We start from the raw sequence: 20,391 nt of genomic DNA on the forward strand, positions 1-20,391 counted from the left end.
GGTCGGGCCGCGGATAGCGCGCGTCCACGTGGGTACGGGTCGTACACGCGTGTCGAGCGGGATGGGGCCGTTCTACGCGTCGACGGCGCTGAGCCGCAGCCGCGGCGTGAGTCGAGGACGGTCGTCGACGACGCGGAGCGGCGGGCCGTCGCCGACCCAGCTCGCACGGGCACAGCGCGCCGCGCAACGCGCACAGCAGGAGGCCGAGCGTAACGCCGCCATCGAGCAGCTTCGGCAGTTGCGTCGTGACACCACACGCGCACATCTGGAGCGGTTCGCGATCTCCTCCGCGCCGATCATTCCGCCGCCGCCGCCGATCCCGGCGGAAGCCGTTCGCGCACAGGCCTACTCGATCTACCAGCAAGGGCTCGGGCTATTTGCACGCAAGGAGAAGGAACGCGCCCGCGTTCAGGCCGATGCCGCGGTCGCGGCCTACGTCGACAGCGAGTCACGGCGCCTGGCCGGGATCCACGCCGAGCTGTGCGACGGAGCCGATGCGTGGTGGACGGCATTGTGCGCCAACGATGAACAGACTGTGTGCGATGCGGTCAATGCCGCGTTTGCGGATAACCCCGCAGCCGGATGCGCTGTCGGCGTCGACGGTGCGTCGTTGTCGGTGATCATGCGGCTGCAGGATCTCGACACCTTGCCCGATCAGATGCCGTCGACCACAGCCGCCGGACGGCCCACCCTCAAGGCGATGCCCAAACGGGAGCGGATGCTGTGGTGGATGCACATCCTCGCCTCGAATCTCGCGGCCACTGTGCTCGAGGCGCTGGCCACCGCACCGTCGATCACCGAGGTGAACGCGGCGGTTATCACCCGGATGCCCGATACTCATCGGCTCGGCTTGGTGGCCTACGGTTCGTGGTCGAGGACCGCCATCGAGCGCGGGCCGTGGGGGTGCGCTGACGACGCGTGGCGGATCCTCGACATCGGCACCGACGTACAGTGCAGTATTCGGACGACCGCCTCGGGCAACATCTCCTCGGTCGTCAAGCCGTTGCCGCTCGACGAGCTCCCCGGTGTCGCAACCCTTCTCGCAAACTGCGACGACGACGGAGATGCGGCGCTGGCAGATCTGGATGCAGATCTCGCGAGCAGCACGCCGGTCTCCGAGCCCGGCCCTCCGAATCCCTTTCAGCTCACTCCCTTTGACCACTGGTTGCAGACGCGGGCGGCACCGCCCCCGGCCGCTCCCCCAGCCCCCACCCCGATCCGGTCGGCGCCGATCGCTGAACCCACGCCGTCGCCCACACCCGTCACTGCGGCCCCGCAATCCCCTGCCCCACGACCTCCCGCGCCACAACCTCCTGTCCCCGTCGCGGACGACTTGAGCGCGGGCCAGTCCGTCGTGATCGGTGACGCCTCCGCGATCCCGCTCCGCATCACCTTCACCACCGCGGGCGCCGATGCCGATCTGGTTTTCCTTCTCCTCGACCGCGATGACAAGGTGCTCGACGACAGTGCCATGATCTTCTACAACCAGCCCGTCGGCAACGGTGTCACCTTGATCAGTAAGCAGCACACTGGTTCGGCCACAGTCGAATTGGCGGTGGTCCGGCCTGGCGAGGTGGGGCCGAGGGTCGCGAAGGTGTTGGTCGCCGCGAGCATCGACGCCGACTCCGGGGCGACGTTCGACTCACTTGGGCTGTGCCACATCCGGATCGGCGCCGAGAATCAATGCTGGTCATTCACACCGAGTCCGGAACCGCAGGTTCGGGCTCTCATCCTCGTGGAGATCTATCTGCATCGCCCGCCCGACGCCGGAGCGCGGTGGAAACTGCGCGCGCTCGGACAGGGATGGGACGATGGGCTGGCGGCGTTGGCTCGTGCATACGGCGTCAACGTCGACGGGTGAGACACGAGCCAGCGCAGCCACCTAACTGTGCGCGTTGTAAATCGCCTCTGCCAGTTCGACTTTGATGTTCTGGAACTCCGGGGTGGCGATCACGTCGGGTGAGCGGACACCATCCGGAGAGTCACCGGGCAGTTCGATTCGGCGGTCGATGGTCACCCGCCCGGGGCGGGCACACATCACCAGCACCCGCGTCGACAGGAACACCGCCTCCTCCACCGAATGAGTGACAAAGATGATCGTCTTGCGTTCTCGTCGCCACAGATTGAGCAACTCCACCTGCAGGCGTTCACGGGTGAGCGGGTCGAGCGCACCGTAGGGCTCGTCCATCAGGATGACCCGCGGATCGTTCACCAGGACGCGGGCGATCTGCGCGCGTTGCTGCATACCACCGGACAGTTCGTACGGTCGTCGACTGCCGAAGCCGCCGAGCCCGACGGTTTCGAGCATCTCGGTGGCCTTCTGGGCCCGTTCGGCTTTCGGCATTCCCCTGGCTTTGAGTCCGAATTCGACGTTGTGCTGCACCGACAGCCATGGATAGAGCGTCGGAGCCTGGAACACCACGCCTCGTTCGGGTGCCGGACCGCGGATATGGCGCCCGCCGATCATCACAGTGCCCTCGGTGGGTTCGAGGAATCCGGCGATGATCTGCAGCAGCGTGGTCTTGCCGCAGCCGGACGGTCCCACCAGGCAGACGAATTCGCCCGGATCGATGGTGAGGTCCATCGGGGAGAGCGCGACCACCTGGTCGTCGCCGGAGCCGTAAGTCTGGCCGACCGACGTCAGGGTGAGCCGGTCGGAAAGGTCTGCGCCCGTCTCGTTGTCGGGGTTCGTCACGGGTTCGGTCATTGGCCCGCCACCTCCTTGATCGCGGCGGCGTACACCGCATTGTCGTAAACCTGCTGCGGGCTGACACCGTCGATCTCACCTTGATCCTTGAGGAACGACGCGGTGTCGAACAACGAACGGGCAAGTCCCCCACCGAACCAGCGAGGTTCAGCCTGCTCTTTGGCGGTCAGGTAGATGTAGCCCTTGAGTTGGGTGCGTACCTGATCCGGTGTGACGCCGAGCTGACCGGAGATCCTCGCGACGGCTTCCTCCGGGTTCTGCGTGATCTGCTGGACTGCCCAGTCCTGCGCCATCGTCCACAGTCGCATCGCGGCCGGATTCTCCTTCACGAAATCGGTTCGCGCACCGGACAGATCGAAGGTGGGGCTGCCGGCGTCGGCGGTGTCCTTCGCGGTCATGATGACGTGGCCGTCGCGGGTCAGCTCCGACAGCGTCGGTTCCCAGATCCATGCGGCATCGATCTGTCCGCCCTGCCAGGCCCCGAGAATCGCACTGGGTTCGAGGTTGATGACGGTGACCTCGGAGGTCAAACCCGCCTTGGTCAGGGCCGCCATCAGGCTCAGATGCGAAGTGGAACCGAACGGGACCCCGATCTTCTTGCCATGCAGCTGATCGACCGAGGTGATCGAGGGATCCCGGACCACCAGTGACTCGGCGCCACCGATGACGTCCTGAATCCACACCACCGACACCGGCAGGTTCAGCGGCGCCGACAGGGCCTTGGCGGCCGGTGCCGAACCGAAGAGCCCCAGGTCGAGTGAGTTGGCACCGAAGGCCCGCACCACGTCGGCGCCCGAGGAGAACTGGGTCCAGGCGATGTCGGCGTTCGGCATGCACTTGCCGAGAATGTCGGAGTCCTTGACAACGAGGTCGCCGTTGGGGATCTGTTGGTAGCCGATGCGGATGGTGCCGGTGATCGACTGGTCCGGCGTGACCGGGCAGGACACCTCGGTGATGAGTGATCGACTTTGTTCTCCGCGACCGGATTCGACGATGCAGCCGCTGGTCGAGATCGCCACCGCGGCGCACAGGCCGACGACGGCAAGTGACCGTCGCAGCCGCCGCGGTCCGCGGTGCGGATCGGGTGTGGGGTTCATACCTTTCCCTTCCACGGCGCCACCAGGATGCCGATCCACTTGAGGATCGAATCGAGGACGAGGGCGGTGATTCCGATGACGATGATGCAGGCGATGACCAGCGGCGTGCGAAGCTGGGTGCCGGCGATGTAGGCGAGTCCTCCGATGCCGGGGATGCCGTTGTTGAGTTCCGCGGCAACGACTGTCGTCCAGGCGAATCCGACGGCCAGACGAATGCCACCGATGATGTCGGGGGCTGTCGCGGGGAGGATGACTCCGCGGATCACCTGTCCGCGTGAGGCGCCGAGGCTGCGCGCCGCGTTGAGGTAGTCGGCCTTGACGCCGTGGATACCACTCATCGTGGCCACCGTGACCGCAGGGAAGGCGGCCAGGAACAGCAACCAGATCTTGGAGGTGTCGCCGATGCCGAACCAGACGATGAGCAGGCTGAAGTACCCCAGCGGCGGTAGCGCGCGGAGGAAGTTGAGGTATGGATCTACCGTGGTAGCAATGACTTTCGAGGTACCCATCGCGATTCCCAGCGCGATGCCGACGATGATCGCCAGTCCGACTCCGGCGAAGATGCGCTGCAGGCTTGCGATGAGGTGTTCCCACAGGAAGTAGTTCTGTTCGCCGAGCACCTCTCGCGGCACACCGGGTGCCACCTGATGCCAGGTGTTGGCGCGCACGAACGCATCCCACACCGCTCCCGGTCCGGGCAGGTACAGCGGTTTGATGACGCCGGCGGCGGTGACTGTCCACCACAGCAGGACGAACACCACCAGGGCGGCGATCCGGATTCCCCAGTGCCGCAATGTTGATGATGAGGGCGTGAGACGGCTGGTGATGGCGCTTGTCATACCGCCGCCGTTCGATGAACCCGTTGGGCGCTGGTCTGATCACGCGCCAGCAGCAGCATGGAATCGACGTTGACGTGCGCCGGGCGGGTGGCCACCCAGGTGACGGCGTCGGCGACGTCGTCGGCCGACAACGGGGTGAGTCCGTCGTAGACGGCGGCGGCACGGTCGGTGTCGCCGCCGAATCTGTTGATGGAGAATTCCGTCTCCACCATACCCGGGTCGATCTCGCAGACCCGTACCGGTTCGCCGAGCAGTTCCAGTCGCAGCACCCGCGTCAGTGCGCGCACCGCGTGCTTGGCGGCGTTGTACCCGCCGCCGCCGAGATACGGTTCGACGGCGGCGATCGAGCCGATGGTGACGACAGTGGCGCACGCCGACGACCGCAGCAGCGGCAGCAGTCCCCGGGTGACGCGTAAGACGCCGAGCACGTTCATGTCGAACATGGCCTGCCAGTCGGCGTCCACGGATTCGGCGATCGAGTCGGTGCCGATCGCGCCTCCGGCGTTGTTGACGAGGACGTCGGCACGGTCGAGGTCGGCACAGAAGGTGATGACCGAGCCGGGATCGGTGACGTCGAGGTGGCGGACGATCACCTCGCAGTTCGGGTGGTCGGCGCGGATCTTGCCGGCGAGGTCGTCGAGGCGCTCAACGCGCCGTGCGCCGAGGAGCAGGTCAAAGCCCGCATCGGCGAGCTGAGCGGCGGTCGCGGCACCGATCCCGCTGCTGGCGCCGGTGATGACCGCCCGTGGCCGGATGTCGGTGGAGTCGGACTGGTGTGCCATGAGGCGATTCCCCCTTCGTGTGGTGATGCGTCGTCTGTCTGCGGCGGCGATCGCCGCGTCGTGAACTCAGACTGTCGAAGATCTGGAGCCCCGAGAAGGTCCACTGGTACGGAGTTTGACGGTCCCAGATGTAACCGGATGGACTCGTCGAACACCATTTGTGACGGCGTCACCAGCCCAAACCGTCTCAGGCTTCGGGCGCGAGGAACGCCGTGTTGTGCACGTCACCCCAACTGGCACTGTCAGTTGGCCCATTTCTGGCCCTTTTGCCGAGGCCAAGCTCTTGCGACGGTGGTGTCAGGCCGGCGACTACCGCGACGTTGCCACACCCGATTCACGGAGGAGCACACATCATGCCCGCACCACAGAACCCCCACGCCGCGCAGATCTACGCGGCCGATCGCGCCCACGTCTTCCATTCGTGGTCGGCACAATCGACGCTCGATCCGATCGTCATCACCGGCGCCGAGGGCTCGCATGTCATCGACGGCGACGGTAACCGGCTGCTGGACTTCTCCTCGCAGCTCGTCTACACCAACCTGGGCCATCAGCATCCGCGCGTGGTGGAGGCGATCGCCGAGCAGGCCCGCACCTTGTGCACCATCGCGCCGGCGCATGCCAACGAGGCCCGCGCCCGCGCCGCCGAACTGATCGTCGACATCGCGCCGCAGGGATTCACCAAGGTGTTCTTCACCAACGGTGGCGCCGACGCCGTGGAGCACGCCGTGCGGATGGCGCGGCTGACCACCGGCCGCTACAAGACGTTGTCGGCGTTCCGCGGGTATCACGGTGCGACGCATCAGACCATCAATCTGACCGGCGATCCACGGCGCTGGCCCAGCGACTACGGTTCGTCGGGCGCGGTGCACTTCTTCGCGCCGTTCCTGTACCGCAGTCAGTTCCACGCCGAGACGCAGGAGCAGGAGTGCGTCCGCGCCCTGGAGCATCTGCGGTCGCTGATCGAGTTCGAGGGACCCGACAGCTTCGCCGCGCTGATCCTCGAGACCGTCCCGGGGACCGCCGGCATCATGCCACCCCCGCCCGGCTACCTTGCCGGCGTCCGCGAACTGTGCGATCGGCACGGTATCGTGATGATCCTCGATGAGGTGATGGCCGGCTTCGGACGCACCGGAAAATGGTTGGCGCTCGAGCACTTTGACGCGGTTCCCGATCTGATCACCTTCGCCAAGGGCGTCAACTCCGGATATGTACCGATGGGTGGGGTGCTGATGACCCAGCAGATCGCCGAGCAGTTCGACACCCGCCCATATCCCGGCGGGCTCACCTACTCGGGTCATCCCCTCGCCGCTGCGGCGGCCGTCGCGACCATCGAGACCATGCACGCCGAGCACGTGGTGGAGAACGCCGCGGCGATCGGCGTCGACACCCTGGGACCCGGCCTGCGCGAACTCGCCGAACGCCACGAAATCATCGGCGACGTACGCGGACTCGGCGTGTTCTGGGCGATCGAACTCGTCTCCGACCGCGCCACCAAAGAGCCGTTGGCGCCCTACGGCGGCAACTCCCCGGAGATGAAGGCGATCGCCGATCGGGCGCGACGCAATGGACTTCTCATGTTCCAGAACATGAATCGCTTCCATCTCACCCCGCCGTGCATCGTCTCCCCGCAGGAGACCAAGCAGGCCCTCTCGATTCTCGATGACGCACTCTGCGCAGTGTGAGACTTCCTGCGTCGGGTCGGGGATCAGGGCAGCGCTGCGGCCAGCGCCCTGATCCCCGGTTCGATCTGCTCGGTGCGCAGGGAGCTGTACCCGAGCCGCAGGTTGTGATTGCGCCAGGTCCCGGGGAAGTAGTAGCGCGACCCGTCGGCCACCAGAACCCCGTGCTCACGAGCTCGCAATGCCCAACGCTTGCAATCAATCTCGGCTGGCGCCGTGTACCACAGACTCACTCCGCCGGGCGGGTAGGAGCCACCCTCATCAGGGAGTGGCAGGTACCGGTTGACCGCCGCGGTCAGTGTGTCCCAGTTGGCGCGCAGTCGACGCCGCTGACCGCGCAACACCTTGTGGTAGTCGCCAGAGGTGATGAAAATACCAAGCGCCCGTTGCAGATGTCCGGCAAGGTGTTTGGATCGGTTATGGCGTTCGGCACGCAGCGCGGCGATCACCTCGGGATGTCCGACGACGAACCCGAGGCGCAGTCCCGCGGCGAGGAATTTCGAGAAGGAACCGATGTAGAGGACCCGGCCGGAGGTGTCCATCGCCTTGAGCGACGGAGTGGGCTGGCCGCGGAAACGGAACTCGCTGTCGTAGTCGTCTTCGATGACGAAGGCGTCGCGGTCGGCGAGTTGGTCCATCAGCAGCCGTCGGCGGGGCAGGCTGAGCGTCACGTTCGTCGGGTGATGGTGGCTCGGGGTGAGGTAGATGGCGTCGAAGCCGGGCGCATCCTCGATCACCGCACCCCACTGGTCTGTCGGGACGGGAACGACCGAAGCGCCGATGCGGGAACAGATCTGCCAGGCGTCGACGTAGCCGGGATTCTCCACCACCACCGTCGACGTCGGACCAAGGAGGACGTCGGCGATCAGTGATAGTCCTTGTTGCGCACCGGAAGTCATCAGCACCTCATCGGTGGTCGCGTGCACGCCCCGAGAGGGCAGGATCTCGTTGCACAGCGCCTCGAGCAGCAGTGGATCGTCGGAGTCACCGGCGTCGCGCACGCTGTAGGTCAGGTGCGGATTGTGTAGCGCGGCAACCATTGCCCGCTGCCACGAGCGCGCCGGGAAGGACTTCATCTCAGGCTGTGCGGAGATGAAGGGATAGGGGTAGTCCTGCCACTCGGGGAAGGCCGGCGCCTTGGTCACCGGCAGCTGATGCAGACCCGCCTGATGGCGTTCCAGTCGTGGCTGCCAATCCATTTGGATGGTCCGGTCGCGTCGTGTCGTGCGTGGCGTCGCGGACGTCGGGGCGAGGTTCACCGGATACAGACCTGAGCGCGGGCGGCTCTCCACCAGCCCCGCGCCGGTGAGCTCCTGATACGCCAGGGCGACGGTATTACGCGAGACACCCAGTGCCTGAGCCAGGTACCTGGTAGACGGCATCGGCCGGCTCGGTCCGTAGACCCCACGCGCCAACTGGTCCTCCAACAGTGCCCTCACCTGCCGGTACAGCGGCGTCGCCGACGACGGGTCCAACGCGAGCGGCGCCGGATCACCTGCGGTTGACTCAGTCATCTGGCCTCAATGTTTCTGCTCCAACTGGCGCTTTCCTCATGACAGTACGGAGTTCAGTCTAGATCGGTGAACCTCTTGACGCCGTGGTCGGCGGCCGCCGTGATCACGATCATTGCCGTCGGTGCACTCATCCAGGCCACCACCGGCTCGGGATTCGGCATCGTGACCGCCCCGGCGCTGATCCTGGTGGATCCGCACCTCGTGCCCGGCGCCCTGCTCATGCTCGCGACCGTGATCTGCACCGTGACGGCGTGGCGCGAACGTGCCTGGATCGACCGCGGTTTCGTGACGCGGTGTGTTCTTGCCGCGGTTCCCGGAACCGCTGCCGGAGTCACGGTGGTGCATCTCGTGGGCGGCCAGACCCTGGCCGTCATCATCGCGCTGACGGTGGTTGCCGCCGGGTGCGCCGGACTGTGTGGTGTCCGCGTCCCGCTGACCACTCGCAGCATACTGACCGCCGGATTCTTCTCCGGTGCACTGAATTACGCCGCCGCCCTGCCCGGTCCACCGTTGGCGTTGACGTTCCGCGCGGCCGAGGCCGCCCGCATCCGCGCCACGATGTCGGCGGTGTTCGCGATCATCTCCGCGGCAACCGTGTTGTTGCTGGCCGCCACCGGGCGCAGCGATTCTCACGATCTTCTCGTCGCGCTGGCACTCCTCGTGCCGATGGCGGCGGGAATCCTGGCCGCCCGGGTCGTGATGCACCGGATTCCGGCGGCGGCGGTGGCCCGCGCGGGCATGGCGTTGTCGGTGATCGCCGGCGTGGGGTTGTTGGTCTCGAGTCTGTGAGGCCACGAGCATCGATGCCTGCCGGAGAACTTCGGGAAGGCGCTGGCCGGCGGAAAGGCCAATGCCACAGCCCGGTCTCAGCTTGCGGCGTGTAGGCGGCCGGAGATCAGCTGCTCCAACCTCTGGCGTGGCGACGAGTGAGCGATCTCCCTGACTTGCGGTCGCGTTGGCCAACCGGGCGGTCATGCCCCCAGAAGAGTGGGCATGACCGACGGTACCCACGCCACTAGCGTGACCAGAAGCAACGTCGCGTCGAATGTGCATGGAGGTCAACTGTTATGACGGCAGTCAGTTTTCGGTCGGGGACTCTCGTACCGGTGGTGGTGGGACTCTCGCCGTTGCTGGCCGCCGCGGTGATCGCGCCGTCGCTGTCCACCACGCCGCCTGTTGCGGGGTCGGTGTCGCTGGCTGCTGCAGTCACCCCACTACAAGCGCCGGCGCCGTTCCGGGGTGGGCAGATCGCGGTGGTGCGCACCGACGAAGTCGTGGCGGCGATCGTCGATCAAGCGAGCACACCGGGGGCGACGGCGGTTATTCGATCACTCGCCGAGCAATTGCGTGCGGTGGGTGCGGACGGGCCGACCGCACCGCATAGCAGCTCTCGGTCGGGGCTTGCCGTGTCGGGCGGAACAACCCCCATCGGAACACGCTCCGGCAGAACATCTTCAGACCATGGCGCATCGGTGGCGTCCGATTCGGCGACACAGTCGTCGACGAGCGGCGCATCGGCCGGTATTCGGCGCAATACATCCGGCCCCTCGTCGGTGCCCGCCTACGTGGTCGCCGCCGCTGACCGCACCTCGGCCATACAGTTCTTGTTCACGGTTTCGGCTGATCCGCAGACCGGTCTACGGGTGGTCGGCCCCACCGGGTTCTTATGGATTGGCAACGGCGCCGACGGTACTGCGGAGCATCCCGACGGCTACGCGGGCGGCATCCTCTGGGGCAACGGCGGTGACGGCGTTGCCGGCGGCAAGGGCGGGGATGCCGGATTGTTCGGTGATGGCGGCGACGGTGGCGACGGGGTTGCCGGCGCCCTTGATGGCGGTGCCGGTGGCCGTGGCGGATTGGTGTTCGGCAACGGTGGTGATGGTGGCTTGGGCGGCAACGGATTCCGGGTCGCATTCCTCGGTGATGGTACCGCGATCACCGGAACCGGCAACGGTGGTAATGGCGGTGCTGGTGGAGCGGCAGGCTTGTGGGGCAACGGTGGCAACGGTGGTCAGGGAGGGCTCGGACTTCTCGGCCTTGACGGAGTCAACTACCTCGGCCCGACGATGACAGACCAGACTCTGAACGGCGCTGACGGCGTGAATAGCTCCAGCGGCCAAGCCAACGGCGGCAACGGACAAGACGGTATGGCTCCCGGCGACGTCGTCGGCGTCAACGGCGGTAACGGAGGTAGCGGCGCCCCGGGCGACGGCGCCTGGAGCACTGGCGGCAAAGGTGGGTCCGGTGCGACCGGATCGATTGGCGGACAAGGTGGTCGAGGTGGAGATGGCGGTGCGGGCACATACGACGGCGGTGCGGGTGGCGCGGGCGGCGCCGGAGGAGTCGGTGCCGCCGGTGGTGACGGTGGCGATGGTGGACTCGGCGGAACGCCAGGTGTGAGCAACGTCGTGTTTGTCGGTGGCGACGGAGGCATGGGCGGGACCGGTGGAACCGGCACCGCAGGTGGCGCGGGTGGTTCCGGGGGAGCGGGCGGCTCCGGAGGTTCCGGTGGCGTGCTCTATGGCAACGGCGGGAACGGAGCGTCCGGTGGCGTCGGCGGAAACGGCGGTAACGGTGACGTCGGCGGGACCGGAGGAACAGGCGGAGCGGGTGGCATAAGCGTCTGGGCCCCTTGGTACTCCGGACTAGGGGGCAGCGGCGGAACCGGCGGTACCGGCGGCGCCGGAGGGGATGGCGGAGACGGGGGCGCGGGCGGCTCCGGCGGCACGACGGGTCTCTTGGGTGGTTCGGCAGGCACCAACGGCGCCGACGCTCAAGGTGGGACCGGCGGCACGGGAGGAGCCGGCGGAACCGGCGGCGCCGGCGGCTCACGGGACGACGGAGATCTGAAACCCGGCTCCGCCGGGGCCGCCGGAGACCCGGGTGCTACCGGCGCTGCTGGTTCGACCGGGGGCAGCGGTACCGGCTCCTGATCGGCCGTCGTCGGCCGGTCGTGTCGGCACGTACCGGCTCCTGACCGGCCACTGACTCTCCAAAGGAATACCCCGCCAGAATTCGCCAGTGGCTGTGACTTTCGCCCACCGCGTAAATGGCGTTCGAGTTGAAACGAAGGAGCTGTCCTGTTGGCTTTCAGAACTGAGCGCCATATTGGTCGATTTGCCGTACCGCCGTTTCACCCAGGTCTCCAATCCCGGTTCCCCTGGAATCGGTTCGATGGCTGGATCGACGCTGTCTTCGCCATCGCCGCGACCCTGCTCGTGCTGGAGTTGCGCCCGCCCAACGTCGACGAGGGCGGACTCGGCCACGCACTACTCAACCAATGGCCGCTCTATCTGATCTACCTACTGGGTTTCGTGCAGATCGCCGGCGGATGGTCGGTTCTGCGTCGAGTATCGGCGTGGTCTACCGGCCTGGACCACTACGCCTTGCTGCTCGCATTTGCATCGCAGATCGGCTATATCCTGACGCCGTTCACGATTGCCGTGCTCGGCGAATCCCGGCACAATACAGCCGATTTCACCTCCGCAGTTCGCTTGATGGCGATCGTCATGATCGTCGCGATGGGCGGGTTCGCCGCGTTCATGTACTACTCGGTCAAGCGCGGGTTCTTCCGGCAGGACCTCGATGCCGGGGTGTTCCGTACCGCCTACGTGCTCTCGTTGGCCTCGGTTCTCTGGCCCATCGCCACGCTTGCCTTCACGTGGGTGATCGGAGGCTGGGCGCTCGCATTCCTGGTGCTGCACCTGGTCACCATTCTGTTCCCGCTCGACGCCATGTCCACCGAGCAGTACGACGAGGCCGACAAGAGCTGACCGTTGTCCGCGGGTTCAGGCAACCTTGACCGCAGCCATCACCTGTTCACATGCCGCGCGGACTTCCCCGACGGTGGGCGACAATTCGTAGGCGTGCACGTGGCAGTATCCGCTGAGCCGGTACCACGACAGCACAAGTGCCTTCCCGCCTTCGGTGTGGTCGAGGGATTTGAGGATCGCCAGTTTGGATTTCGTCGTCGCGTCCGGGACCGGTCCGACGAGTTCGGCGCAGCGCGCCTCGATGAGCGCTTCGGTGGCCTGCCGGGCGAGGAATGCCGCGAGTGTCGCGGAGTGGCTCGCCGAGTGTCCCGCCAGGATGGCGTCGGCCTGTGCCAGCAGCGCCGCCGCGGTGGTGTGCCCGTCGGCGCTCATGTCGCCGTCGTTCATGTTGTGGTCTCGGCCAGGATGTCCTGCACGGTCAATTGCAGGCGTTTGATGCTCGCCATGGTCAGATCGTCGGTGCCGTCGTGCACTGTGCCCGCACAGAACCGTATCGACGGTCCCCGATGAGGGCGGTGAGCCAGCCAACTATTGATGCTGCTCGTTGGGTCACCGTGGATGGCCAGCGCCACACGCGGTTTCGTCCGCAGGTGCTCGGACCACGTCGACTCCGAGGTCTCGGGGGCGACGCCGAGCCGCGCCTGCTTGCTGAAGTAGACCTGCTTGGCCGCCGATTCGACGGCGAGCCGGTAGAGGCCCGGAAGGGCTCTCTTCTTGACCTGATCGCTGACACCGTCGTCCTTGATCAGAGCGATGGCGTCGTCGACGTAGCGTGCTGCGGGCGTCGTGTTGGTGGTCACGGTGACCACCGAACCGGCAGATCGCCTGACGGACAACAGTTCCGCCGGGATCGAGGCGTTGCGGATCGCCGTCGGCAGGCGGTCGTCGTGGGAGAAGACGATCACCTGACGGTCTTTCGCGAGTTCTTCGAGTTCGCCGAGAAAACCTTCGATCTTGGCCGGATCCATGGCCTGGATCGGGTCGTCGAGGATCAGGAACCGAAACGGGCTCGCGTCCGCGGTGGCCCGCGGGATGAACAGCGCCAGGGCCAAGGCGTGCAGTTCGCCCTGGCTCATCACCGACATCGCGCCGAGTTGGTGATCGCCGATGGACCCGGTGACGTCGACTCGTCGGCGGTTGCCGGCACCGGTCAGGGAGACCGTGCCGAGGTCGACGTCGCTCTCTTGTCGAAGCCGCGCCCAGATGTCGCGGGTGCGCTCCACGATCGGAGCGAGTCGTCGGTCGCGCAAGGTAGCCGATGCGCGACGCAGCCAGTCCAGGGCGTGGGTGGCTCGATTCTTCTGCGTGTCCGCACGCTCGGCTTTCCGTTGCTGCTCAACCCAACCGAGGATGTGTCCGGCCAACGGTGCCCACGCGTCGTCGAGTTCGTCTGCGCGGGAACGGGCTTGGTCGGTGACGGCGGTCGCCGCGTCCTGGATCTGCAGAAAGGCGGTGTCGACGTGGTCGGGCCACTCGGCCACGTCGCCGGGCACCGCGCCCAGTGTTGATCGTGCGGTGGCGTACTCGGTCAGCGCTGGCAGTTGCTCGCCGGCCGGTGCGGTCAGTTCCGGTACTCGCGAGATCAGTCGGCGAATGCCTTCTTGCGCTGAACGTTTGGCTTGCTGGAGGTTCTGATGCCGACCCAACAGCTGTTGCGACTCGGCGATCTCCTGCTGTGCCTGTTCGCGCCAGTGCCCGTCGAGGGTCCCTTGCCCGCAGATCGGGCAGGTCTCGCCGTCGTGGTCGTGCTGCCAGTCGATCGCCGCCTGCAGCAGGTTGCTGCGTTGGGACAGGGCGTCGAACAGGCTTCCGGCGCTGTCGGCTTCGGCGGTCAGCGCCTCGCGGAGTTGGGTGGTCAGTGCGCCGACCTCGGCGATCGTGGGCAGTTCGACGGCGGCGATCTGGCGGAGTCGGCTCACCGTTTCTGCGGCCGCCGATCCGGTTCCGACCGCGGTGGCCTCGGCGTTGACGGTCTTGAAGGGTCGGCGTTTGGTGAACGCGAGTACCTGTGCCGCCCGCGGGTCGTCGGAGGTCTCGAGGTGGGCACGCATCGCCTTGCGCGCCTGTTCCGCTGCTGTCGCAGGCTTCTTGAGTTCCTTGAGCGCCGCAGCGAGGCGGGCTTCGGCGTCGTTGACCTGGTCGAGTGCCAGCAGCCGGTTGATGCGGTCGTAGAAGGCTGCCTGCCCCTCCTCGAACACGCCGCCGACCTCCTCGTAGGAGAGGATCGGTCGGTAGATGTCGAGTGGCTGAGTCCATCCGAGTCCGGCAACGTCGGTGGCCGGCTCGCCGTGTACCTGCGCCCAGAGTTTCGCGTCGTAGAGTCCGGCGCCGTCGTCCCAGGACGCGGCGACGATCAGGTCGGTGGCGTGCTTGCCGTCGTCGCGGACCAAGGCGAACCGCACGGTGACCGCGGCGTCGGTGTCCTGGTGGATGTTGCGCCAGGAGTCACGCCAGTGCACGGACCGCTGCTTCCAGCGGTAACTGTCGCCGGTGAGCGCGAACTCGACGGCCTCGGCGAAACTCGATTTGCCCGAACCGTTGCGGCCACTGACGACGGTGATACCCGGAAAAGGGTTGAGCTCCAACGTCGATTCCGAGCCGATCCCCCGGAATCCGCGCGCGGTGACGGACCGGATATAGGCGGTCACCGGCGTCGTGTGCGCGGCGGCCACCGGTGCCGGCCGAGTCAGCTGGGGCGCATCATCACCCAACTGCGCGGTGAGTTCGTCATCGCTACGTAGTGCCGCGGCGACCATCAGTGCGACATCCTCGTCGAGGTCGGGATCGTCCCCGATGAGGTCCCAGATCTCGCTCTCGACCGTGCTCGCGTCCACGTCGCACCTCTCCGTTGATGGCGGCCACTGCGTATCTTGGCAGATGCCACCGACATGAGGTTGGCGAACGGCGCCTGACTACTGCAGTTGCGCGTCGTCCCCCATCACCGCACCTTCACGGCGTGGATCGGCACCACCGACCCAGCCGCTGGTGGGGTTGAGTCGCCACAGCGCGCTCAGGCCGCTGGACTGGTCGTCCACGGACACCTGCTCGCCGCGTTGCCGCAGGCCGGTCACCAACGGATCGGAGGCGCCGTCGTCGGCGGTGTTCACCAGTGGATGTTCGCCACCCACGTTGGACACCGGGGTGTTGGCCGAGCCGAAGTCGATCATCGACACCGCCTGCTGCGGATTGAGTTGCCAATCGATCATCCCGACAAGGGTTTTGACGACGTACTGGATGATCGTCGAGCCGCCGGGTGAGCCGAGCGCACCGATGAGGGTGTCGGGGGCGCCGTTGGTGCCGGGTCGCATCACCAGCGTCGGGGCCACCGACGAGCGGGGGCGTTTGCCCGGTGACACCCGATTGGCCAGGAATGCGCCGGAGGAGTCCCGGGGTTGCGCGGAGAAGTCGGTGAGCTGGTTGTTGAGGATGAAGCCGTCGACCATGTGGAAGCTGCCGAACGCCGACTCGACCGTGGTGGTCATCGACGCGACGTTGCCGTAGCGGTCGGCGACGGTGATGTGACTGGTCCCGTGTTCAGTGCCGGGGTAGGAGCCCAGCGGGACGTCGCCGAGGTCGCCCGGTTGAGCCTCGCCGAGCGAGGTGTTCGGCGTGATCAGCGACGCCCGCTGTCTCAGGTAAGCCGGGTCGAGGAGGGTGGTGACGCCTTGGCCGGGGAGCGGGATGAAGTCGGGGTCGGCGATGTACTTGTCGCGGTCGGCGTAGGCGAGACGTTCGGCCTCGTTGACCAGGTGCACGGCCGCCGGGTTGGGGTGTCCGCCGTCGCGGCCGACGGCGTCCGGTGCCATCGACGGCAGGTCGAAGTTCGACAGGATGCCCATCGTCGAGGCGACGGTGATGCCGCCCGACGACGGTCCGGGCATGGCCACGATGCGGTAGCCGCGGTAGTCGGTGGACACCGGGTCGCGGCGTTTGGCCTGGTAGGTGGCCAGATCCTGGGTGGTCATCAGGCTCGGTGTCATCCCATTGGCTGTGGAACCTGCTTCGGCGACGATGGCCTCGGCGATGGGTCCCGTGTAGAGCGCTTGGGCGCCGTCGGTGGCCAGCGCACCGAGGGTTTTGGCGTAGGCGGGGTTGGTCAGCCGGGTGCCGACGGCCTTGGGAGTGCCGTCCGGGTTGAGGAAGTAGGTGCGGGCATCGTCGTCGACGACGAGGTCTTTGGCGGAGTCGGCGATCGCTGCGGCGAGGCGTGGCGAGATGTCGAAACCGTTGTCGGACAGTTGGATCGCAGGGTCGAACAGCGATTGCCAGGACGCTCGGCCGTACTGGTTGTGGATCTCCTCGAGCATGCGGACGGCGCCCGGAACCCCGATGGACCGGCCCGATGCACGCGCACTGGGGATGGGTGCACGTTGATCGGTTGGGCTGATGTAGCGGAGGTAGTCCTCGGTGGCCGCAGCCGGCGCGGTTTCGCGGCCGTCGAATGCGCTGACCGTGTGGGTGGCGGCGTCGTAGTAGAGCGCAAACGCGCCGCCGCCGATGCCCGACGACTGCGGTTCGACGAGGCCGAGGACGGTCTGGGCGGCGACGAGCGCGTCGGCGGCGGTTCCGCCGTCACGCAGCACCTCGCAGGCCGCCTTGGTGGCCAACGGGTTTGCGGTGGCCGCGGCGTAGGAGTTCGTGTGGACCGGCTGCATGCCGGTGCGATACCCGGTGGCTGCCTCCGGCCGGGTGGAGATGTCGGCTGAGGACTGTGGTGACCCGCGGGCGTCGAGTTGGGTGCCCGTCGCGATCTCGGTGCAGGTCACCGGGGTTGCCGCCGTGTCGGAGTCCGACGAGGTGCAGGCAGTCGCGATCACCGCGGGAGCGATGACGAGGACCGCTGCCCGCACCAGGTGGGCTCTGCGTGGACGGGGCATTGGGTTCAGGGTAGGCCGGGTGATGGTGGCATTGTTGATATGAAAACCTTAGTTAGCGATTGGCCAACTGACGAAGACCACTCATCTACTTCGACCGAGATCAGTTCTTGGAACTCGCCACGGGAATTACCGGCTCCCAAGCCTCCGAAGGAACTACGATCACTCCATACACGAGCGATTGGGGCCGAGTTGACGCGAGCGTGGGTAGTACGTGCGGGAAGCGGAGGCGAGCGGGAAGCCACTTCTCGTGAGCAATCTAGGATATTCGCCGGGTGGCCGGGCCTACCGTCGTTGGCCTCTGCAAGAAGCCGAGATCAAATCGCCAAGACGATAGCCGAGTGGAGCCCTGAAAGCAGCACTTCGACTGTCTCGAATTGGGCTGGACAACTATTTCGTTTCCGGCAAGAAATTCAGCCCGGGGACCTTGTTGTCCTGCCACGAAAGAGTGACAATCGAGTTGATATTGGACGAGTTACCGGCGAATACGAGTTCAACGAAGATATGGCAGAGGACTATCAACACTCCCGAACCGTAGAATGGAAGAGAAAGGGAGTGCCACGGGCATCAATGCGGATCGACCTCACCGCATCGCTGCGCGGCCTCATGACAGTTTTCGAACTGCGTAGAAATGATATTCCTAAGCGATTGGCCGCCATCGAACATGGCGAGGACGATCCCGGATCCGCCTCCATGCCGAGCTACTCGGGATCTCTTGATAACCTCGCTGAGGAAGCCCAGGGCGGGACCGTAACGCTACCTCTGATGAACTTTCTCGAGTTGTTTGGATTCTCCCGTCGGACGGACTCCGCACTGTCAAGAATGGATGTGTGGCTGAGTGACCACGCCCTTTCAACGACGCCCGAGATAGCAGACGCCGAGATCGATGAAATTCTCACAATAGTCTCGATCGCATCCCAGGGCAACGCTTCGATAGACCCTGAATCTGCTGCATGCTCTTCGTCCCGGCGAGCGCGACTGAACATTCGTCGCGTAAGCGCAGTATGCACTAACCAAAGCCTAACTTGGGCGATTAGCAGTCAACCGCTCAACTCCGCGACTGTGAAAATGGCCGCGTCCGGATTCTCTCAGCTTCCAGTTTTTCGCGAGGCCATCGACGACACACCTAGAGGCCTAGAAGGAGAGATCACTTGGGAGAGCATCGCATTTGCGTATGCGCGACATCTTGGGCAGAATCCGGAGCCCCTCGTCCGAGACGCGATGAGGGCTGCCCGAATAGTGGACGGCAACGCCGACATCCTTGACCAGATTGAAACCATACGGAGGCACGGACACCTATTTGTTAGGATATCAGTTGACAACGAGGAGCAATATAGAGTTCTTACCGCACACGACCTTACGTCACAATTCGGAAAAATGACTCGGCCAATGAGCCTACTAGAGGATATCGAGCAATGTCTCCGGTCTGAGATCGACCGTCTTGGCGATGACTTTAAATCCCACCTCCCGACCTCAAGAAGCGCACGAGAGAATGGGGCAGACGGTCTGACCTTTGGCGACTATTTGCGCGTCTTTGATGAACACTTCACGGAGTTCCAACTTCCGATTCCAAAGGAGGAATTGTTAAGTCGGCTCGAACAGGTCAGAGGAATTCGAAACAAAGTCATGCATTTCTCGCCTGACCCACTTAGGGTCGATGATCTAAGGCCGATCGAAGAGCTGGCGCAGATCCTTAGACTCTGCACCATGTCCGTGCGTCTTTAGTCTTCACTCGAAGTGAAAGGGCGCATTTGCACGAAGTATCTACGAATTCGATGAACGATCCGGCTGCGCTCAGACAGGAGGTGTTGCCCTTCATCTGGCTATAGTGTTCCCATGCGGCTCGCTTCCTCCGGTCCGGATGACGGCCACGCCGGCCACCAAGTCATCGATCTCTTCGCCGGCCCCGGAGGTCTCGACGTAGCAGCCACCTGGCTTGGGATCGGCACAACCGGCATCGAGTGGGACGAGGGAGCCTTCGCGACACGGAATGGGGCGGAGATCCACTCGCACAAGGGCGATGTCCGGAAGTTCAACGCCGCAGAGTTCGCCAACGCGAGCATTCTGGCCGCCGGCCCGCCCTGCCAGACGTTCACCGTGGCGGGCAAGGGCGCGGGCCGCCTCGCACTCGACACCGTCCTCGCGTTCATCAAGCGGATGTCGGTCGGCGACGACATCGCCGAAGATCTGAAGGGCCTGTCCGACGAGCGGACCGGCCTCGTCCTGGAGCCACTGCGATGGGCACTGGACGCCAAGACCCAAGAGCATCCTTACGAGGCCATCGTTCTGGAGCAGGTGCCTGCAGTGCTACCAGTATGGGAGGCCATGGAGGAAGTCCTCCAAGGAATCGGATATCAGACCGTTTCTGGCGTGCTTCGGACCGAGCAGTACGGGGTACCACAGACCCGACGACGCGCGGTCCTCCTGGCGAATCTGAACTTCAAGCCCCAACTCCCCCGCCGCACCCACCAGCGCTTCGTCCGCGACCAAGCGCCGATCCCCGGCTCACCCCCCTCGTGGAAGCCCATGTCCGAGGCGCTTTCACTCCTCCCCGGATCGACAAGGAACTACCCCTTCGAAGTCGTCTCCAACTACGGCTCCGGAGGGGACCCGAAGGCTCGCGGCCGGCGGCATTCCTCCGAGCCCTCGTTCACCGTGACCGGAAAGGTCACGCGCAATCGCATCCTCGACTCCGACGGCAAATGGCGCAATCGCTTCAGCCACGCCGAAGCCGGCCTACTCCAGACATTCCCTCACGACTATCCGTGGTCGGGTGTGGGTATCGGCCAGCAGATCGGCAACGCAATCCCTCCGCGTCTCGGTGCGCACGTTCTCTGCGCTGCATTGGGCCTGGAGGTCACGGCTCACGACCTCGACAAAGTGGTCGCGCTGCCGTGGGCAAGGTCGCACAACTCCCTCCGGCCGACCATTCGCTGAGCGTTCTGTCGGAACCCTCCTGTAGTGATTGAGGGCTCAATAGGATCTCACCTGGGGCCCACATCACGGGGATGTGGAGGATACGAGCGAGAAGTGATCCATCCCGGCATTTCCGGAGAGCTCAGGTTGTGAGTGCCTCCTCCGGATTGAGGGTGCGCATGTGAGCGTAGTGGAGTTGCTCAGCGTGGT

At 65.5% G+C, this 20,391-nt stretch carries 15 protein-coding genes and 1 pseudogene; 8 read left to right on the top strand and 8 right to left on the bottom strand.

Annotated features, from left to right (window positions below; all coding sequences use genetic code 11):
- The first annotated feature begins 49 nt into the window (after nt 1–49).
- Nucleotides 50–1,861, top strand: coding sequence for a TerD family protein (locus ACWETB_RS15580; RefSeq protein WP_452212090.1), 1,812 nt, complete (start codon nt 50–52; stop codon nt 1,859–1,861).
- 21 nt (nt 1,862–1,882) lie between these two features.
- Here the strand turns inward: ACWETB_RS15580 and ACWETB_RS15585 are convergent, their stop codons facing one another.
- Genes ACWETB_RS15585 through ACWETB_RS15600 form a run of 4 tightly spaced genes read right to left on the bottom strand, consistent with a single transcriptional unit; the run spans nt 1,883 to nt 5,425 of the window.
- Nucleotides 1,883–2,707, bottom strand: coding sequence for an ABC transporter ATP-binding protein (locus tag ACWETB_RS15585; protein ID WP_348809627.1), 825 nt, complete (start codon nt 2,705–2,707; stop codon nt 1,883–1,885).
- Nucleotides 2,704–3,804 (bottom strand): taurine ABC transporter substrate-binding protein, encoded by a 1,101-nt coding sequence (locus ACWETB_RS15590; protein WP_452212092.1) that lies wholly within the window; start codon nt 3,802–3,804, stop codon nt 2,704–2,706. The genes ACWETB_RS15585 and ACWETB_RS15590 overlap by 4 nt, the downstream gene beginning before the upstream one ends.
- Nucleotides 3,801–4,643, bottom strand: coding sequence for an ABC transporter permease (locus ACWETB_RS15595; RefSeq protein WP_348805750.1), 843 nt, complete (start codon nt 4,641–4,643; stop codon nt 3,801–3,803). Before ACWETB_RS15595 ends, ACWETB_RS15590 begins: the two co-directional genes overlap by 4 nt.
- The gene (locus ACWETB_RS15600) at nt 4,640–5,425 is read right to left on the bottom strand and encodes an SDR family NAD(P)-dependent oxidoreductase (RefSeq protein ID WP_348809629.1); all 786 of its coding nucleotides are present in this window, start codon (nt 5,423–5,425) and stop codon (nt 4,640–4,642) included. Before ACWETB_RS15600 ends, ACWETB_RS15595 begins: the two co-directional genes overlap by 4 nt.
- Nucleotides 5,426–5,778: 353 nt before the next feature.
- On the opposite strand from ACWETB_RS15600, the gene ACWETB_RS15605 reads away from it, so the two are divergent.
- Nucleotides 5,779–7,107, top strand: coding sequence for an aminotransferase class III-fold pyridoxal phosphate-dependent enzyme (locus ACWETB_RS15605; RefSeq protein WP_452212095.1), 1,329 nt, complete (start codon nt 5,779–5,781; stop codon nt 7,105–7,107).
- 23 nt (nt 7,108–7,130) lie between these two features.
- Here ACWETB_RS15605 and pdxR read toward each other — a convergent pair whose 3' ends face one another.
- Nucleotides 7,131–8,618 carry a MocR-like pyridoxine biosynthesis transcription factor PdxR gene (pdxR, locus tag ACWETB_RS15610; protein ID WP_348809630.1) on the bottom strand — a complete coding sequence of 496 codons (1,488 nt, stop codon included), beginning with the start codon at nt 8,616–8,618 and terminating at the stop codon, nt 7,131–7,133.
- Between the two features lie 66 nt (nt 8,619–8,684).
- Here pdxR and ACWETB_RS15615 point away from each other — a divergent pair, with 66 nt between their 5' ends.
- From ACWETB_RS15615 to ACWETB_RS15630, 4 genes and pseudogenes are all read left to right on the top strand, one after another.
- Nucleotides 8,685–9,407, top strand: a complete 723-nt coding sequence (locus tag ACWETB_RS15615; protein ID WP_348809631.1) for a TSUP family transporter — start codon at nt 8,685–8,687, stop codon at nt 9,405–9,407.
- 278 nt (nt 9,408–9,685) lie between these two features.
- A pseudogene (locus tag ACWETB_RS15620) lies at nt 9,686–10,417 on the top strand (hypothetical protein); the annotation flags it as partial.
- A 445-nt stretch (nt 10,418–10,862) separates the two neighbouring features.
- Nucleotides 10,863–11,018: a hypothetical protein gene (locus ACWETB_RS15625; protein WP_452212120.1), complete on the top strand. Its 156-nt coding sequence runs from the start codon at nt 10,863–10,865 to the stop codon at nt 11,016–11,018.
- Between the two features lie 683 nt (nt 11,019–11,701).
- Nucleotides 11,702–12,391, top strand: coding sequence for a TMEM175 family protein (locus ACWETB_RS15630; RefSeq protein WP_452212098.1), 690 nt, complete (start codon nt 11,702–11,704; stop codon nt 12,389–12,391).
- 15 nt (nt 12,392–12,406) lie between these two features.
- On the opposite strand, the gene ACWETB_RS15635 is transcribed toward ACWETB_RS15630, so the two are convergent.
- From ACWETB_RS15635 to ACWETB_RS15645, 3 genes are all read right to left on the bottom strand, one after another.
- Nucleotides 12,407–12,778: a hypothetical protein gene (locus ACWETB_RS15635; RefSeq protein ID WP_452212100.1), complete on the bottom strand. Its 372-nt coding sequence runs from the start codon at nt 12,776–12,778 to the stop codon at nt 12,407–12,409.
- Nucleotides 12,775–15,225, bottom strand: a complete 2,451-nt coding sequence (locus tag ACWETB_RS15640; protein WP_452212102.1) for an AAA family ATPase — start codon at nt 15,223–15,225, stop codon at nt 12,775–12,777. The genes ACWETB_RS15635 and ACWETB_RS15640 overlap by 4 nt, the downstream gene beginning before the upstream one ends.
- Before the next feature lie 78 nt (nt 15,226–15,303).
- The gene (locus tag ACWETB_RS15645; RefSeq protein ID WP_452212104.1) at nt 15,304–17,268 is read right to left on the bottom strand and encodes a gamma-glutamyltransferase family protein; all 1,965 of its coding nucleotides are present in this window, start codon (nt 17,266–17,268) and stop codon (nt 15,304–15,306) included.
- A gap of 501 nt (nt 17,269–17,769) precedes the next feature.
- Between ACWETB_RS15645 and ACWETB_RS15650 the strand changes: the two genes are divergently transcribed.
- Together ACWETB_RS15650 and ACWETB_RS15655 are read left to right on the top strand one after the other, a co-directional pair.
- Nucleotides 17,770–18,990, top strand: a complete 1,221-nt coding sequence (locus ACWETB_RS15650) for a hypothetical protein (protein ID WP_452212106.1) — start codon at nt 17,770–17,772, stop codon at nt 18,988–18,990.
- 111 nt (nt 18,991–19,101) lie between these two features.
- Nucleotides 19,102–20,202 carry a DNA cytosine methyltransferase gene (locus ACWETB_RS15655; RefSeq protein WP_452212108.1) on the top strand — a complete coding sequence of 367 codons (1,101 nt, stop codon included), beginning with the start codon at nt 19,102–19,104 and terminating at the stop codon, nt 20,200–20,202.
- Nucleotides 20,203–20,391 lie beyond the last annotated feature (189 nt).

The organism is Gordonia sp. NPDC003950 (assembly GCF_053605205.1).

Bases quoted from the DNA above. Each gene is read 5' to 3' on its own strand.
- ACWETB_RS15585 (WP_348809627.1), bottom strand. From the start codon at position 2,707: ATGACCGAACCCGTGACGAACCCCGACAACGAGACGGGCGCAGACCTT.
- ACWETB_RS15590 (WP_452212092.1), bottom strand. From the start codon at position 3,804: ATGAACCCCACACCCGATCCGCACCGCGGACCGCGGCGGCTGCGACGG.
- ACWETB_RS15595 (WP_348805750.1), bottom strand. From the start codon at position 4,643: ATGACAAGCGCCATCACCAGCCGTCTCACGCCCTCATCATCAACATTG.
- ACWETB_RS15600 (WP_348809629.1), bottom strand. From the start codon at position 5,425: ATGGCACACCAGTCCGACTCCACCGACATCCGGCCACGGGCGGTCATC.
- ACWETB_RS15605 (WP_452212095.1), top strand. From the start codon at position 5,779: ATGCCCGCACCACAGAACCCCCACGCCGCGCAGATCTACGCGGCCGAT.
- pdxR (WP_348809630.1), bottom strand. From the start codon at position 8,618: ATGACTGAGTCAACCGCAGGTGATCCGGCGCCGCTCGCGTTGGACCCG.
- ACWETB_RS15635 (WP_452212100.1), bottom strand. From the start codon at position 12,778: ATGAACGACGGCGACATGAGCGCCGACGGGCACACCACCGCGGCGGCG.
- ACWETB_RS15645 (WP_452212104.1), bottom strand. From the start codon at position 17,268: ATGCCCCGTCCACGCAGAGCCCACCTGGTGCGGGCAGCGGTCCTCGTC.
- ACWETB_RS15650 (WP_452212106.1), top strand. From the start codon at position 17,770: ATGGCAGAGGACTATCAACACTCCCGAACCGTAGAATGGAAGAGAAAG.
- ACWETB_RS15655 (WP_452212108.1), top strand. From the start codon at position 19,102: ATGCGGCTCGCTTCCTCCGGTCCGGATGACGGCCACGCCGGCCACCAA.